At 71.9% G+C, this 14,548-nt stretch carries 14 protein-coding genes, 1 pseudogene and 1 other annotated feature; of the genes and pseudogenes, 9 read left to right on the forward strand and 6 right to left on the reverse strand.

Translation table 11 applies throughout. The features are described 5' to 3' along the window. Both WDZ17_RS16450 and WDZ17_RS16455 read left to right on the forward strand, forming a co-directional pair. A partial coding sequence (locus WDZ17_RS16450) for a hypothetical protein (protein ID WP_339576264.1) occupies positions 1 to 619 on the forward strand: 619 nt, incomplete at its 5' end. A gap of 150 nt (positions 620 to 769) precedes the next feature. After that, on the forward strand, positions 770 to 1,984 hold the full coding sequence (locus WDZ17_RS16455) for an IS30 family transposase (RefSeq protein WP_422632021.1): 1,215 nt from the start codon (positions 770 to 772) through the stop codon (positions 1,982 to 1,984). On the opposite strand, the pseudogene WDZ17_RS16460 reads toward WDZ17_RS16455, so the two are convergent. Further along, positions 1,979 to 3,240 (reverse strand): annotated as a pseudogene (locus WDZ17_RS16460) (IS3 family transposase). The gene WDZ17_RS16455 and the pseudogene WDZ17_RS16460 overlap by 6 nt on opposite strands. Further along, positions 2,825 to 2,941: a sequence feature (AL1L pseudoknot), on the reverse strand. (Overlaps the previous pseudogene by 117 nt.) A 220-nt stretch (positions 3,241 to 3,460) precedes the next feature. Here WDZ17_RS16460 and WDZ17_RS16465 point away from each other — a divergent pair. Then, entirely contained in the window at positions 3,461 to 3,769 is a 309-nt protein-coding gene (locus tag WDZ17_RS16465) for a putative quinol monooxygenase (RefSeq protein WP_422632022.1), read from the forward strand. 314 nt (positions 3,770 to 4,083) lie between these two features. On the opposite strand, the gene WDZ17_RS16470 is transcribed toward WDZ17_RS16465, so the two are convergent. Beyond that, entirely contained in the window at positions 4,084 to 5,106 is a 1,023-nt protein-coding gene (locus WDZ17_RS16470; protein WP_339576266.1) for an alcohol dehydrogenase catalytic domain-containing protein, read from the reverse strand. 235 nt (positions 5,107 to 5,341) lie between these two features. On the opposite strand from WDZ17_RS16470, the gene WDZ17_RS16475 reads away from it, so the two are divergent. The 3 genes from WDZ17_RS16475 to WDZ17_RS16485 all read left to right on the forward strand — a co-directional run bounded on the left by WDZ17_RS16475 (position 5,342) and on the right by WDZ17_RS16485 (position 8,925). Further along, positions 5,342 to 6,220 (forward strand): helix-turn-helix domain-containing protein, encoded by an 879-nt coding sequence (locus WDZ17_RS16475; protein WP_339576267.1) that lies wholly within the window; start codon positions 5,342 to 5,344, stop codon positions 6,218 to 6,220. Between the two features lie 58 nt (positions 6,221 to 6,278). Further along, the gene (gene nhaA / locus WDZ17_RS16480) at positions 6,279 to 8,132 is read left to right on the forward strand and encodes a Na+/H+ antiporter NhaA (protein ID WP_339576268.1); all 1,854 of its coding nucleotides are present in this window, start codon (positions 6,279 to 6,281) and stop codon (positions 8,130 to 8,132) included. A 496-nt stretch (positions 8,133 to 8,628) separates the two neighbouring features. Continuing rightward, complete coding sequence (locus tag WDZ17_RS16485; protein ID WP_339576269.1) at positions 8,629 to 8,925, forward strand: hypothetical protein; 297 nt, start codon at positions 8,629 to 8,631, stop codon at positions 8,923 to 8,925. A gap of 120 nt (positions 8,926 to 9,045) precedes the next feature. Here WDZ17_RS16485 and WDZ17_RS16490 read toward each other — a convergent pair whose 3' ends face one another. From WDZ17_RS16490 to WDZ17_RS16500, 3 genes are all read right to left on the reverse strand, one after another. After that, positions 9,046 to 9,240, reverse strand: a complete 195-nt coding sequence (locus WDZ17_RS16490) for a hypothetical protein (RefSeq protein WP_339576270.1) — start codon at positions 9,238 to 9,240, stop codon at positions 9,046 to 9,048. 157 nt (positions 9,241 to 9,397) lie between these two features. Further along, positions 9,398 to 10,489 carry an NAD(P)/FAD-dependent oxidoreductase gene (locus tag WDZ17_RS16495; RefSeq protein WP_422632023.1) on the reverse strand — a complete coding sequence of 364 codons (1,092 nt, stop codon included), beginning with the start codon at positions 10,487 to 10,489 and terminating at the stop codon, positions 9,398 to 9,400. 73 nt (positions 10,490 to 10,562) lie between these two features. After that, a complete protein-coding gene (locus WDZ17_RS16500; RefSeq protein ID WP_339576272.1) occupies positions 10,563 to 10,703 on the reverse strand; it encodes a hypothetical protein in 141 nt (46 codons plus the stop codon). Positions 10,704 to 10,707: 4 nt separating this feature from the next. On the opposite strand from WDZ17_RS16500, the gene WDZ17_RS16505 reads away from it, so the two are divergent. The 3 genes from WDZ17_RS16505 (at position 10,708) to WDZ17_RS16515 (ending at position 13,871) form a co-directional block, all read left to right on the forward strand. Next, entirely contained in the window at positions 10,708 to 11,211 is a 504-nt protein-coding gene (locus tag WDZ17_RS16505) for a zinc-binding dehydrogenase (RefSeq protein ID WP_339576273.1), read from the forward strand. 87 nt (positions 11,212 to 11,298) lie between these two features. Then, positions 11,299 to 12,450, forward strand: coding sequence for a glutathione-independent formaldehyde dehydrogenase (locus WDZ17_RS16510; protein ID WP_339576274.1), 1,152 nt, complete (start codon positions 11,299 to 11,301; stop codon positions 12,448 to 12,450). Between the two features lie 261 nt (positions 12,451 to 12,711). Next, positions 12,712 to 13,871, forward strand: a protein-coding gene (locus tag WDZ17_RS16515) for an IS3 family transposase (RefSeq protein ID WP_339576275.1) whose coding sequence is annotated in 2 segments (ribosomal slippage) — positions 12,712 to 12,990 and positions 12,993 to 13,871 — 1,158 coding nt in all. Because the reading frame shifts where the segments join, the coding sequence is not laid out codon by codon here. Positions 13,872 to 14,275: 404 nt separating this feature from the next. Here the strand turns inward: WDZ17_RS16515 and WDZ17_RS16520 are convergent. Then, positions 14,276 to 14,548: helix-turn-helix domain-containing protein (locus WDZ17_RS16520; protein WP_339576276.1), on the reverse strand; the 273-nt coding region annotated here is incomplete at its 5' end.

Here is a 14,548-nt window from a genome sequence, read left to right on the forward strand (position 1 = left end):
ATGCGCGGCATGCCCCCGTGTCCACCGAAGCGAGGACGGTCCAACCCTCGTCGGGCGCCCGCACGCCAAGAACCCGCCGCTGACCCAGACGGCGTCCACCCTGCGCGAATACGTCGGACCGTGGTTCCCCGCGCTCGATACCGTTCTGGCTTCCCCGGCCCTGACCACCCTGATGCTCGAACAACCACCCCGGGACCTTGCGGCCCGCCTCACCGCGCCCCTGATCGACCTGCGGCTGCTCAGCGCACGCAAGCTCGCCACCGTGCCGGAGCTGGCCTGCGTCGACACCCTCACCACGCTGGAGATTGCCGGCGGTAAGGCCCTAGACCTGACCGGCATCGCCGCCTACACCCGGCTGGCCAGCCTGTCCCTGTACGGGCGGACCCCGCTGACCTCCTTCGCCGAGCTCACCCGCTCCCCCACACTCCGACGCCTGATCCTCGAGGAGTGCTACTTCGTCGACGACATCCAGGCGCTGGAGCAGCTGACCCTTGACGAGCTCCGGATCGTCGGGCGCCCCGAGAGCCTGGACCCGCACTTCTTACGCACCGCGCGAAAGCTCGGCGTCCGCCGCTTCTCCGCTCCACCACAACCCGCGGTCGGTCGCCCCCGCGGCTGATCACCACGGGACGCAGCGACCTCGAGCCCTCCGTCACGGTGCGGTGCACTCGTCCCACAGCCGATCGCTGGCCGGTCAGCGTCCCGCTGACGATGGCGAGCTCAAGGGGTCAACGCACCACCACCATGATCACGACCCGTGGAGGTGCCCGTGCCCCGACCTCACCTGTCCCTCGAGCAGCAAGACCGTGCCTGGGCGCAGTGGCGGACCGGACGATCGGTGCGCTCGGTCGCCCACGACCTCGGCGTCCCGGTGCAGCACGTGCGCCGGCACTTCGCCGCGACCGGCGGGGTCCGCACCCGACCAGCCGGACGCTCCAGGCGGCACCTGTCCCTGGTCGAGCGGGAGGAGATCTCCCGTGGCCTTGCTGCCGGCTACAGCCTGCGGGCCATCGCGACCGCCCTGGGTCGACCGCACTGCACCATCTCCCGCGAGGTCGCCCGCAACGGCGGTCGCCGCGCCTACCGCGCCCTGGACGCCGACACCACGGCCTACGCCCGAGCCAAGCGGCCCAAGACCAGCAAGCTCACCGCCCGCCCCGCCCTGCGGGCCGCGGTCGAGCAGGGCCTGGCGGAGGAGTGGTCACCGCGCCAGATCAGCCACCGACTGCGACTGGAGCACCCCGACGACCACGCCATGCGGATCAGCCACGAGGCGATCTACCTCAGCCTGTTCGTGCCGCACCACTCACCGCTGCCGCGCCGGCTGACCCAGCAGCTGAGGACCGGGCGGGCGATGCGCTACCCCAAGGTCGCCCGCCGACCCACCGGTCGAGGACGGCTGCGCGACATGACGTCCTGGCGCGACCGGCCCCCCGAGGTCGAGACCCGGACCGTGCCAGGCCATTGGGAAGGCGACCTCCTGATGGGCCGGCGCCCCTCGGCCATCGCGACCCTCGTCGAGCGCACCAGCAGGTACACCGTCCTGGTCGCCCTGCCGGGCCTCAAGGGCGAGGACGTCCACCCCGCCCTCGCGGGCGCCCTGAACGAGATCCCGACCCACCTGCGCCGGTCGCTCACCTGGGACCGCGGCCGGGAGATGTCCCAGCACGCCCGCCTGAGCGCCGACACCGGCTGCCCGGTCTACTTCTGTGACCCCCGAAGCCCCTGGCAGCGCGGCACCAACGAGAACACCAACCGCTTGCTGCGCCAGTACCTGCCCCGCGCTGCGGACCTACGCCAGCTCGACCAGGCCGCGCTCGACGCCCTCGCCGCACGACTCAACGGGCGACCACGCGAGGTCCTCGGCTGGCGCACCCCCGCCGAGGTCTACACAGCGGCGACCACTGCGCTCGAGAAGGCGGCCAGTACCGTCACGCTCCCAACCGGTGCGTTGACCCCTTGTGAGTCGCCCTGGCTCTCATAGAGGCTCGAGCGTTGGGAAGTCGACCTCGGTGTGGTCGGTCCCGGTGGCAGCGTAGAAGGCCGCCTCGTACTCCAGTGGTGGCACGTCGCCGAGGTAGCCGTGCAGGCGGGTGGTGTTGTGCCAGTGCACCCAGCCGAGGGTGGCCAGCTCGACGTCCTCGACGCTCTTCCATGGCCCCGGACGGGCGGGCCCGCGGATCAGCTCGGCCTTGTAGGAGCCGTTGACCGTCTCGGCCAGGGCGTTGTCGTAGGAGTCCGCGACCGTCCCGATCGAGGGGACGGCGCCGATCTCGGCGAGGCGTTCGCCCTAGCGCAGCGACGTGAACTGCGCTCCGGCATCGGAGTGGCACCGCAGCCCGGTCAACGTGGTGCCACGTGACCACCGGGCCATCTCGATCGCGTCCAGGACCATGTCGGTGCGCATGTGGGCTGCGACCCGCCACCCCACGATTGCCCTCGAGTGGGCGTCGACGATGAAGCAGACGTAGGCGACCCCGGCCCAGGTCGGCACGTACGTCAGGTCGGTGACCCACAGCTGGTTGGGCACGGTCGCGGTGAAGTCCCTCTGGACGAGGTCGGGGTGACGGGCCGCGCCCGGGTCGGCCCTGGTGGTGCGGACCCGCTTGGTACGGCGGGCACCCTCGATGCCCATGGCCCGCATCAGCCGGGCGACCTGATCACGCCCGAGGTCCATGCCGGCGCGGCGGGCGGCCTTCCACAGCTTGCGGGCCCCGTAGACGCAGTAGTTGTCCTCCCACAGCGCCCGCAGCGCCGGCCCGGTGACCTGGTCGCGGCGGGCCCGCGCCGAGGGCTGGCGGGCCTTGGCCGCGTAGTACGTCCTCGGCGCCACCTGCAGCACCCTGCAGATGGGCTCGACCCCGAGCTCGTCACGGTTGGCGTCGATGAAGGCGACTACCTCTTGTGCTGGCGGTCGAGCTCCGCCCCGAAGAAAGACGCCGCCCGCTTGAGGATCTCGTTCGCCCGCCGCAGCTCCCGGTTCTCCTGCTCCAACGCCCTCACCCGAGCGGCCTCGTCAGTGCTCACCCCCGGGGCGCGGCCCTCGTCGATGTCGGCCTGACGCACCCACAGCCGCACCGACTCGGTGCCGTACCCGAGCTGGCGGGCGACCCGGTGCACCGTGCCGTGCTCGGTGCCCAGCTCGGCCCGCAGCGTGCGGACCATCCGCACCGCGGCCTCCTTCTCCTGCTCGGAGTACCGCCTCGTCGTCGGCTTCCCCGCGGACTGCTCCTTCGGCATGGCCCCATCCTCGTTTCCAAGATCAGGAGCCTCCACCAGAGCCAGGGCGACTCAGACATCGGCACGTCGACGGATGGGCGCCGTGGCGACCGGCGCGGCATCATCGAACGCGACCGGCCCACCCCGGCGAGGGAAGCCGGCCTGCAGGTTCCCCCATCCCGCGCCGTAGCGGCGTTCCGGTCGTCGTGACGACGCGGACCTGACGAAGGAGAGACCCGAGATGGCGACACAGGTCAGCAAGGCGCTTCTGGTACGTCTTGAGGCACTGCCCGGCAGGGAGGACGACGTGCGCGCCTTCCTGGACCATGGGCTGTCGGTCGTGGAGGGGGAACCCAAGACCGCGCGGTGGTTCGGGATCCAGTTCGGACCCTCCTCGTTCGGGATCTTCGACGCCTTCCCCGACGAGGACGGGCGTCGGGCGCACCTCTCCGGTGAGGTGGCCAAGGCGCTCGGTGAGAACACGGGTGTGCTCTTTCAGGAGCCCACGATCGAGCAGCTGGACGTCGTCGCCGAGAAGCAGCCCGCCTAGAACAGGCAGGGCCCGCGGTGGGTCCGCCGGCCGCGGGCCCTGCGCAGAGCGGCCACCTCGGCCATTCCGGAACGGCGTTAGCCGACGACGTCCCGTTCCAGGGGCGCTGCCGCAGGCGACCGCGAAGGCAGCGGTCAAAGGCCCCAACCCCTGCCGCGTCGACCACGGCCCCCACCGCATTCGGACCCATGCCGACGCAGTCGGATCGGTCACGACGGTCAGCGTCCCGCTGACGATTGGCTACCGGCGAAAGCCACGGCGGCCGGTTTGATCGGCCGCCGTGGCAAATGCCTTCGGTGTGAGTTGTCTGTTCCTCAGGGGCGGACCATGACCTTGAGGGCCTCGCGATCGGCCATGGCGCGGTAGCCCTCGGGGGTCTGGTCGAGGGTGACAGTGCGGTCGAAGACGCGGCCGGGCTCGAGGCGGCCGTCGAGGACCTCCGGGAGGAGCTCTTCGATGTAGGCGCGCACGGGCGCGGGGCCCCCGGTGAGGGTGATGTTCTTGCCGAACAGGGTGCTCATCCCGACCGGGGCGTCCTCGTACTGGGGGACGCCGACGCGGCTGATGGTGCCGCCGGCGCGGGCGACGCCCAGGGCCATGTCGTAGGCGGGGCGGTGCCCGACGGCTTCGAGCACGACGTGGGTGCCCGCGCCGCCGGTGAGGTCGGCGACCTTGGCGATGCCTTCGTCGCCGCGCTCTGCGACGACGTCGGTGGCGCCCCACTCGCGGCCAAGGTCGGTGCGGGCGGTGTGGCGGCCCATCAGGATGATGCGCTCTGCGCCCAGGCGGCGGGAAGCCAGGACGGAGGACAGGCCGACGGCGCCGTCGCCGATGACGGTGACGGTGGAGCCGGGGGCTACCTGACCGCGGACGGCGGCGTGGTGACCGGTGAGGAAGACGTCGGAGAGCGTCAGCAGGGACGGCAGCAGCTCGGAGTCCTCGGCGACCGGTGCGCTGACCAAGGTCCCGTCGGCGTGGGGGACGCGGACGAGCTCGGCCTGGCAGGTGGAGAAGAAGCCGCCGTGCTCGCAGGAGGTCTGCAGGCCCTCCCGGCAGTACTGGCAGGTGCCGTCGGAGATCGCGAAGGGGGCGATGACGAAGTTCCCCTTGCGCAGGCGGCTGACGCCCGAGCCGGTCTCCTCGACGACGCCGACCATCTCGTGGCCCATCGGGGTGCCCTGCTCGGAGGCTGGCATCTGGTGGTAGGGGTGAAGGTCGGACCCGCACACGCACGCCCGGACGACGCGGACGATCGCGTCGGTCGGGGCCTGGATGGTGGGGTCGGGGACCTGCTCGACGCGGACGTCGCCGGCGCCGTACATGAGGGCGGCTCGCATGGGACCTGCTTCCTGAGGAGCAACTGGGGCCAGCTGTGGTGCTGGCCGACAGGGTGTGGCGCCGCGGCGGCGGCGTCCTAACCGACAGCCTGTCCGTGGCGGCTCGGTGTCGCAGCACATGTGGGGGGACCTGCTGTCCCAGGTACTGGGAGGGCTCCCCGGTGAAGGCCGAGGGGCTGGGGGCCGGTACTGCCAGGGTCTGTCTCACCACTGCTGGCCTTCGTACGTTGCTGCCATGGACAACCGAGCCGAGGTGCGCGACTTCCTGACCTCGCGCCGCGCACGCCTGACCCCGGGCCAGGCGGGCCTGCCGGCGCACGGCGGCGGACGCCGGGTCAAGGGCCTGCGCCGGGAGGAGGTCGCGCTGCTGGCCGGGGTCAGCGTGGACTACTACACGCGCCTGGAGCGGGGCAGCCTCGGTGGGGTCTCCGAGAGTGTGCTGGAGGCCCTCGCGCGGGCGTTGCAGCTGGACGAGGCCGAGAACGCCTACCTGCACGACCTCGCCCGCGCGGCGACCGCCCGGGCACCGCGGACCCGCAAGCGCCGCGCCGAGGGGGTGCGTCCGGGGGTGCAGGCGATGCTCGACGCGATGACCGAGGCGCCGGCGCTTGTGCGCAACGGCCGCCTGGACATCCTGGCGACGAACCGGCTCGGCCGAGCCCTGTACTGCGATCTCTTCCGGGACCCGGTGCGCCCGGCCAATCATGCCCGCTTCGCCTTCCTCGACGAGCGGGCCCGTGACTTGTGGGTCGACTGGGACCGGGCGGCGAACGATACCGTCGGGATCCTGCGCGCCGAGGCCGGGCGACGCCCCTACGACCGGGCCTTGACCGATCTCGTCGGGGAGCTGTCGACCCGCAGCGAGGACTTCCGGCAGATGTGGGCCGCCCACGAGGTGCGGCTGCACCAGACGGGCACCAAGACGCTGCACCACCCTGTCGTGGGCCGCCTGGAGCTGCTCTACGAGACTCTGGACCTGCAGGCCGACGAGGACCTCACGATGCTGGTCTATGCCGCAGCTCCCGGCACGTCCACGGAGGATGCCCTGAGGCTGCTGGCGTCGTGGGCCGCGACCCTGTCCGACGACGCCGTCGGCGCGACGGCCGCCGAATGAGCCGGGCAGCCCGCACGAGCAGGGCCCGTACGAGCATGGCCCGCACGAGCAGGTCGGCATGAGCGCGCAGGCACCGACCGGCGCAGACGCGATCCGGGGCGCCCTCGCCCCGTTGGGCACGGCGCTACGCACCGAGGTCGGCAGCGCCGCCCTGTTGCTGGCGGCGACCGTGGCCGCCGTGGTCTGGGCGAACCTGCCCGGCGGAGGCGGCTACGCCACTTTCTGGGACACCGAGGTTGGCGTCAACGCCGGTACCAACGAGCTGGTCCTTTCCCTGCGGCACTGGATCAACGACGGGCTGATGACGTTCTTCTTCTTCGTCATCGGCCTGGAGACCAAGCGGGAGCTGATCCTGGGCGAGCTGGCCGACCGGCGACGGGCCGCGGTGCCCGCACTGGCGGCCCTGGCGGGCCTGGCCCTCCCGGCGGTCGTGTTCGCCCTGATCAACCACGACAGCGGCGCCGCCGGCGCGTGGGGCGTGGTGATCTCCACCGACACCGCGTTCCTGCTGGGGGTCTTGGCGCTGCTGGGACGGTCGGTCCCCGCCCCGTTGCGGGTGTTCCTGCTCGCGCTGGCCATCGCCGACGACGTCGGCGCGCTGATCGTCATCGCGATCTTCTACACCGACGAGCTGCGACTGGGTCCGCTGGCGGTGACCGTCGCCGTCTTCGCCTTGATGCAGGTGATGCAGCGGCTGGGCTTCTGGCGGGGACCGGCCTACCTGGTCCCGGCCGTGGTCGCCTGGGTCGCGCTGTACCTGTCCGGGGTGCACCCGACGCTTCTGGGGGTCGCGATCGCCCTGTCCATCCCCGCCTACCGCCCGCGCCGCGACGACGTCCACGACGTCGAGCGTGCCACCCGCGCCTACCTGCAGTCCCCCAGCCCGGACTACGCCGTCGCGGCGAGGCTGTCGCTGGACCGCTCGGTACCCGTCGGTGAGCGGCTGCAGACGCTGTGGCGGCCCTGGACCAACCTAGCCGTGGTGCCGCTCTTCGCCCTGGCCAACGCCGGGGTCCCGCTGTCCGGGGAAGTGCTGCGGACCGCGGCGACCTCCCCGGTCACCCTCGGCGTCATCGCCGGCCTGGTCGGCGGCAAGCTCGTGGGGATCCTGCTGGGCACCGGCCTGGCGGTGCGCCTGGGCCTGGGCGACCTCGCGCCGGGGCTGCGCGCGGGACACCTGGCGGGTGGGGCGGCGATGTCCGGGATCGGCTTCACGATCTCCTTGTTCATCGTCGACCTTGCCTTCACCGACGACGCCCAGGCCGACCAAGCCCGCGTCGGCATCCTCGCCGCCTCTGTGCTGGCGGCGGTGCTGGGCTTGGTGCTGCTGCGCCTTGCTGCCCGCGGAGACTCGGGCGAGCGTCGTCCGGCCCTGCTGGACCCGCCCGTGGACGCCTCCCGCGACCACGTCCGGGGCCCGGCCGAGGCACCCTTGACGCTGGTGGAGTACGCCGACTTCGAGTGCCCCTTCTGCGGGCGGGCCACCGGGTCGGTCGAGGAGCTGCGGGAGCGCTTCGGTGACCGCCTGCGTTACGTCTTCCGGCACGCCCCTCTGGACCCCACCCACGTCCACGCCGGTCTGGCGGCCGAGGCCGCCGAGGCCGCCGACGCCCAGGGCCGCTTCTGGCCGATGCACGACCGCCTGTTCACCCACCAGGCTGCGCTGACCAGCAGCGACCTGCTCGAGCACGCCGCCGCGGTCGGCCTGGACGTGCCTCGCTTCGCCCGCGACCTCGCCAGCAGCCGGCGCGCGCGGCGGATCCAGCACGACCTGGAGTCCGCGCAGGCAAGCGGGGTGCCCGGCACCCCTGCCTTCTACATCGGCGGGCGCCTGCACGTCGGGCCCACCGACGCCGCCACCCTCGCCGCCGCGCTGCTCGCCGACGTCGGTGAGCCCGCTGATGAGCTGTGATGGCCGCTACCCACGACCAGTGCGCGACGTGGTCCTCGACCACGTCGGCGGGGACCCGCTGACCGCCTTCCTGCCACTCACCGTCAGCGGGGGGGGGCAGTCGTCAGCGTCGGGCGACTCAGCGGCGACCACGCCACGCTGGACCTGTCCTTGCTCGCAAGCCGCCAGTGGCACCCACACGGGGTCTCGTTCGGCCTCACCGACCCCGAGCTCATCGGCGGCCTGCTCAACGGGGCTCACCGACCACGTGCTGCCCGCCGTCCACGACGGACATCCGCCCCGCCCTGGACTGCGTCCTGGCCTTCGCCGACCTTCCCGTTGGGCTGGAAAGCCCTACATGCCGATCGCGTCCGGTCAGCGTCCCGCTGACGATCGGCGGGCTCGTGGGCGCCGACGCCCGCGCTCCCGACTGGAGGCGCTCGTGAGGTCGAATGGTCCCGGTGGCGCGTTGCGGAGGTCTGCCGTGGTGCTGTGTGGGGTGTCCACCGCTCTTGTCGTGGCTGTCGCGCTCCTGTTCGCGGGCGACCTCGTCGACGAGGGCTGGGCGGTCGCGGCTGTCGTGATCGGTGCGCCGCTCCTGATCACGGTGGTCGCTTGGGTTGGGGCGTCGAGGGCGCCGTCAGCCGGGGCCGCTCTTCTCGTGTCCCTGGCTGCGGCGGCGTCGCTGGTCTGGGCGGTGGTCACGGTCGTCGGTCTCGGCCTGTACCTGCTGCTGCCTGCTCTCGTGCTCTGCGCAGCGGCGGTGCTGCTCGTCGTCGCAGCAGTCGAGGGGGCGCCAGCTCGCTCCTCGTGACCGCGGCGTGGTGGCGGCGTGCTGCGTGCCGGATGCCGATCCTCAGTGACACGGGACCACGACGTGTGGCCGGAGCTTCGCATCGGGCGCCGAGGTGCCGCAGCTGGACGGCTCCCGGGCTCACACCGACCCGGCGACGTCCTCGTACGCCTGCGCCGCCGGCAGCTCGGTGGGCGCGTAGACGAGGCGGAGCACCCCGGTGACGAGGGCCGCTGCGGCCGTTGAGGCGGGGGTGGAGGCGCAGGGCGACCCGGACAGCTTCGGCGACGCCTGGGTGCCCCTCGACGCGGCGCTGGAACCTAGAGGTCTTACCACGCATGGGGCGTACCGGCAGAATCTGCTGCAGGCGTCGGTCTTGCCGATGGCCGAGTGCTCCTGTCGCGAAGATTCTCCGAACCTTCCCGCCCACGGTGCGCCTCGGAGACGGCGCCGGGTTGTGACCAGGGATGGCACTGCTCGGATCCCGCCGCGATCAGTCGCTTCCCAGCCTGCTCTCCGGGGCCAGGTCGGGGTGCAAGGTCTCCCCCGCCAGCGCAGCGGCCAGCCGGGTGCCCAGCGCCGGCGCCTGCTTCCACAGGTTGTGCCCGGCCGGGAAGAAGATGCCTTCGCGGGCCCACACCCCCATCCCGTCCTCGCCCCACGGCAGCGTCGTCACCCAGCAGTGCCGCACGTCGACCGGCGCGGGGTCCAGCCCCGGCAGGGCCCGTTCGACGTAGGCGCTGGCGCGGCCGGCCAGGTCCGCCAGCTCGGCCGGATCGGGCAGGCTGGCGTCGTCGCGGGCGCGCGTCGTCTCGCTCAGCCCTACCGCATACTCGGTGTTGCCGGGTACCGCGGCCGCGTAGACACCGGTCTCGCCGAACTCGCCGCTGGAGTCCTGCAGCGTGGCCAGCCGGGCCGGCGCCGGGCCGCGCACCGCGAAGGTGAGCCGCACGTGCGCCCCGTCCTGCACCGGCAGCGCGAGCCCGACCGTGCGGGCCAGGTGGGATGTGCCGCGACCCGCGCACACCGCGACCCGGTCGTAGCGGTTGGTGGTGCCACCGCTGCGGACCTCGACCTCGCCGGCGACCGGTCGCACGGTCAGCACCTCGTCGTCGACGAGCCGGTCACCGAGTGCACCCACCAGCGACTCGATCACGGCGGTGGTGCGGATCGACCCGCCGCGCTCGTCGAGCACCGCCGGCCCGTCGTACCGCGCCAGCAGCGGCTGGCACCGGGCCAACTCGTCGGCCTCGATCCGGTAAGCGGCCACGCCTGCCTCTTGCAGCACCGGCAGGCTGGCCTCGACCGACGGCCCGATGGCCACGGCGCCGTCACGGGACACCATCTCGAGGCCCAGCGCCGCACCCCAACGGTCGTACAGGTCGCGACTCTGCCGCGTCGCGCTGATCAGCCGTGGGTCCGCGTGCGCATGCCGGAGGATCCGTCCCCGCCCGCCCGACTGCCCGCTGCCCGGCACCCCCTGCTCGTAGACGCGTACGTCCACACCTCGCTCGAGCAACGCGTACGCCGTGCACAGGCCCACGATGCCCGCGCCCACGACAGCGACCCGCGGTGGATCCGTCATCCCGCACCTCCTGCCTCGTCACACTGTCGCGTAGCTGTCGTCGTAGAACATCGGCCGCCACGTCTTCCCCAACTCACCGTCCCACCGCCCGCTGCGGGGTGCAGCGTGTCGTCGCCGCCCAGAACAGGCCTGGGTAGCTGCGCTGGCCCCGGTAGGTCGGAGACAGGCGGACCGGCAGCCCCTCGACGGCGAGGTCGGCGCCTGCCCGGGTCAAGGTCGTGGCGACCTCGTCACCAGCGACCCCGCAGTACCTCAGACCGACCTCGGTCAAGCCCAAGGCCGAGCTGGCCCGGCGCCTGGGCGCCGACGAGGTCCTTGACATGGGCGACGAGGACGCCGTCGCGGCCGCGGAGGGGTCGGTGGACTACGTGCTGTCGACCATCCCCACGGCTTTCGACATGAACCCGTACCTGGGGCTGCTGCGCGCCGGCGGCGCGCTGCACAGCGTCGGGATGCTCGAGACCGTCCACCACGGCGGCATCGACTTCGGCGTCCTGACGATGAAGCACCTGACCGTCGGGTCGTCCCTGATCGGCAACATCGCCGAGACCCAGGAGGTCCTGGAGTTCTCCGCCGAGCACGGCATCAGCGCCGAGGTCCAGGTCATCGCCGTCCAGCAGATCAACGAGGCCTTCGACCGGATGGTCGCCGGCGAGGTCCGCTTCCGCTACGTCATCGACAACGCCAGCCTGCGCGACGACCGCGCCGCCACGACCAGCTGAGCGTCCCTGACCACCTCCTCAGCACCTCCGGTAGTTTCTCCTCGGCACCCGGCAGCAACCCCAGCAGCACCCTAGATGGGAGCACCCATGAAGGCACTGGTCTACAACGGGGCGTTCGACGTCGCGGTCGAGGACGTCCCCGACGCCACGATCGAGCAGCCCACCGACGCGGTGGTGCGGATCACCTCGACCAACATCTGCGGGTCGGACCTGCACATGTACGAGGGCCGCACCGACATGGAGACCGGTCGTGTGCTCGGTCACGAGAACATGGGGGTCGTCGAGGCGGTCGGCGCCGGAGTCGACCGGCTGAAGGTCGGTGACCGGGTCAGCCTCCCCTTCAACGTCGCGTGCGGGAGCTGCGAGACCTGCGTCGAGGGCAAGACGGGGTTCTGCCTGCGCGCCAACCAGGCCGGCACCGCCGGCGCGGCGTTCGGCTTCGCCGCGATGGGGGAGTACGCCGGCGGTCAGGCCGAGCTGCTGCGGGTGCCCTGGGCGGACTTCAACGCCCTGGTCCTGCCCGAGGGCACCGACAAGGAGCTCGACTACACGATGCTCTCGGACATCTTCCCGACCGGGTGGCACGGGGTGCAGCTGTCCGGCTTCACCCCCGGCGACTCGGTCGTGGTCTGGGGCGCGGGCCCGGTCGGCTTGATGGCCGCCCACAGCGCCCGCATCCGCGGCGCCGCGGAGGTCTTCGTCGTCGACAAGCAGCCCGACCGGCTCGAGCTGGTCCGCAAGGCCGGGGCGACGCCCGTCGACTACTCCGCCGGCGACCCGGTGCAGCAGATCATGGAGCTGACCGGCGGCCGGGGTGTCGACCGCGGCGTCGAGGCCATCGGCTACCAGGCCCACGACGCCCACGGCGAGGAGGACCCCTCGATGGTCCTCAACCAGCTCGTCGGCGTCGTCAAGGCCACCGGCGGCATCGGTGTCGTGGGGATCTACCTCCCCCAGGACCCCGGCGCCAGTGACGACCTGGCCAAGCAGGGCAAGATCGCCTTCGACTACGGCACCTTCTGGTTCAAGGGCCAGACCATGGGTACCGGGCAGTGCAACGTCAAGGCCTACAACGTCAAGCTGCGCAACCTCATCACCGCCGGGGTCGCCACGCCCAGCTTCATCGTCAGCCACGAGCTCGACCTCGGGCAGGCCGCTGACGCCTACCAGCGGTTCGACCGCCGCGACCAGGGCTGGACCAAGGTCGTGCTGCACCCCGGCGAGCTCACCGCCCGCTGACCCACCCGGCACAGCGCCCCACCCCTGGGTCGGGGAGGCCCCTGCCGACGAGGGCGGGGCCGTCCCCACCCGGCCCGAAGCGAACCAAGCCCCCGCCCTGCTCCGCGCTGACGTCTCACCTCGCAACGCCAGACCCAGAGGCTGGTGATGGGGTCTGAGGTGGAGCAGCCTTGAGCACCGGAGGTAGCACCGGGGACTGCTGCACGAGTAGGTGACACCTGATGTGTGGTGCCTGCGGGTGCCGCTGGAAGGCTGTGTGCCGTGCCCAGACCCCATCCGAAGGAGTTCCGCGACGACGTCGTGGCCGTCGCCCGCCGCGGTGACGCCTCGGTCGCCGAGGTCGCGAAGGACTTCGGGATCGCCGAGTCGTGCCTGCGGAACTGGCTGAAGGCCGCCGACGTCGCCGACGGCAAGCGGCCCGGTGTCAGCGGCGACGACGCCGCCGAGCTGCGTGAGCTACGCCGCCGCAACCGGCTCCTCGAGCAAGAGGTCGAGATCTTGCGCCGCGCGGCGGCCTACCTGTCCCAGGCGAACCTGCCGGGAAAAGGCTCTACCCGCTCGTGAGCGAGCTCGCCGCCGACGGCCTGCCCGTCGCCCTCACGTGCCGGGTGCTCGGCCTGGCCCGCCAGCCCTACTACCGGTGGTTGGCCGCGCCGATCGGTGCCCGCGAGGAGACTCGGGCGCACCGGGCGAACGCGCTGGTCGACGCCCACCGCGACGACCCCGAGTTCGGATACCGCTTCCTGGCCGACGAGGCCCGCGCCGCCGGGCATCCGATGGCGACCCGGACGGCCTGGGCGTTGTGCTCGGCCAACCGGTGGTGGTCGGTCTTCGGCAAGCCCCGCCGTGGCACGGCCAAGCGTCCCGGGCCGCCGGTCCACGACGACCACGTACGCCGGGTCTTCACCGCGGACGGCCCGAACCGGCTGTGGCTGACCGACATCACCGAGCACCCCACCGCCGAGGGCAAGCTCTACCTCTGCGCGGTCAAGGACGCCTGCTCGAACCGGATCGTGGGGTACTCGATCGACGACCGGATGAAGTCCCGCCTGGCCGTCACGGCCCTCGCATCAGCGGTCGCCCGCCGCGGTGACGTCGCCGGCTGCGTCATCCACTCCGACCGCGGGTCGCAGTTCCGGTCGCGCAAGTTCGTCCACGCGGTCAACCGGGCCGGCATGGTCGGATCGATGGGCCGGGTGGGCGCGGCCGGCGACAACGCCGCGATGGAGTCCTTCTTCGCGCTGCTGCAGAAGAACGTCCTGAACCGGCGGACCTGGGCCACCCGACAGGATCTGCGGATCGCGATCGTCACCTGGATCGAGCGGACCTACCACCGCCGCCGCAGGCAGGACTCCCTCGGCCGCCTGACCCCGGTCGAGTACGAGACCATCAACACCCCTCAAGTGGCACTTGCCGCCTGAGACCGACTGTCACCTAATCGTGCAGCAGTCCCAGGGGCCATCGCGTGAGGCTCTGTGAGTANCAGGCAGGACTCCCTCGGCCGCCTGACCCCGGTCGAGTACGAGACCATCAACACCCCTCAAGTGGCACTTGCCGCCTGAGACCGACTGTCACCTAATCGTGCAGCAGTCCCAGGGGCCATCGCGTGAGGCTCTGTGAGTACCCGCCAAGGAACCCGCAGAAGAGGACTCACGCGATGACCCTGAACCAGTCTGAACACCGGGGTGCGCCCGCCTGAGTGGGGTCCCACCACGCGTCGACACCTCTCCAGGGGGGTGGCAGCCGCTGCTCCACCTCACATCGGTGTATCGCTGGGTGCTGCGTCCCTCCTGAGGCAGTAGCTGCAGGGGCGTCCTCCGGCGCTTCAGCGTGCCAGGGCCGCCAGCTCGGCCCGTGAGCGAGCACCAGCCTTGCGCAGCAGGTTGGAGACGTGGAACTTCACCGTGTTCTCGCTGATGCCCAGTTCGGTGGCGATGCGCCGGTTCCGTGCCCCCGTGGACACCAGGTGCAGCACCTCGCGTTCACGGGGGGACACGGACATGCTGTCGAGGAGCGCTTCGGGCTCGCCCGGAGGATCAAGCGGCAGGGTGATGTGGCTCTTCGCAGACGAGAGTGCAGCGGGCGGGTTGAGGAGGCC

Source organism: Pseudokineococcus basanitobsidens (assembly GCF_037482545.1).
GTDB lineage: Bacteria > Actinomycetota > Actinomycetes > Actinomycetales > Quadrisphaeraceae > Pseudokineococcus > Pseudokineococcus basanitobsidens.

Excerpts from the sequence above, each read along its gene's own strand:
- WDZ17_RS16475 (WP_339576267.1), top strand. The coding sequence starts at position 5,342 with ATGGACAACCGAGCCGAGGTGCGCGACTTCCTGACCTCGCGCCGCGCA.
- WDZ17_RS16495 (WP_422632023.1), bottom strand. The coding sequence starts at position 10,489 with ATGACGGATCCACCGCGGGTCGCTGTCGTGGGCGCGGGCATCGTGGGC.
- WDZ17_RS16510 (WP_339576274.1), top strand. The coding sequence starts at position 11,299 with ATGAAGGCACTGGTCTACAACGGGGCGTTCGACGTCGCGGTCGAGGAC.
- WDZ17_RS16470 (WP_339576266.1), bottom strand. The coding sequence starts at position 5,106 with ATGCGAGCCGCCCTCATGTACGGCGCCGGCGACGTCCGCGTCGAGCAG.
- nhaA (WP_339576268.1), top strand. The coding sequence starts at position 6,279 with ATGAGCGCGCAGGCACCGACCGGCGCAGACGCGATCCGGGGCGCCCTC.
- WDZ17_RS16465 (WP_422632022.1), top strand. The coding sequence starts at position 3,461 with ATGGCGACACAGGTCAGCAAGGCGCTTCTGGTACGTCTTGAGGCACTG.